The sequence below is a fragment of the Tenacibaculum sp. AWR4_210 genome (genome assembly GCF_056160945.1).
This window is the reverse complement of sequence record NZ_JBSWYF010000041.1, coordinates 1-606: the sequence shown is the minus strand read 5'-3', so window position 1 is coordinate 606 and position 606 is coordinate 1. Positions and strand designations below refer to the sequence as shown.

Here is a 606-nt window from a genome sequence, read left to right as displayed (position 1 = left end):
CTCCTAATAAAGCGTTTGCATCACCACCAACCGTTAAGTCAGAAGAAGTAATGTTACCGTCACCGTTAAAGGCAGTCGGATCAACTACTAAGGCACCCGCACCGTTTTGTGTTAAACCAGTACCCGCAACATCCGCGTTTATTTTAGCAGCCGTTACCGCATCGTCATTAATCTTCGCAGTAGTTACTGCATTGGCATTAATTTTTCCTGTAGTTACAGCGTTATCGTTGATCTTAACAGTAGTTACTGCATTGTCAGCTAATTCTGTTGTTCCAACAGCACCTGCCGCGATTTCTAGTGTAACATCTCCAAGTAAAGCGTTTGCATCACCACCAACTGTTAAGTCAGAAGAGGTAATGTTACCGTCACCATTAAAGGCAGTCGGATCAACTACTAAAGCACCGGCACCGTTTTGTGTTAAACCAGTACCCGCAACATCCGCATTTATTTTAGCAGCTGTTACCGCATCGTCATTAATCTTTGCAGTAGTTACTGCATTGGCATTAATTTTTCCTGTAGTTACAGCGTTATCGTTGATCTTAACCGTAGTCACTGCATTGTCAGCTAATTCAGTAGTACCAACAGCACCTGCTGAGATTTCCAGTG

General features: G+C 43.2%; 1 protein-coding gene. It reads right to left on the bottom strand.

Annotated features, from left to right (window positions below; translation table 11 throughout):
* The coding region (locus tag ACXAG7_RS19920; RefSeq protein WP_476667919.1) for a hypothetical protein at nt 1-606 on the bottom strand (606 nt) is incomplete at both ends.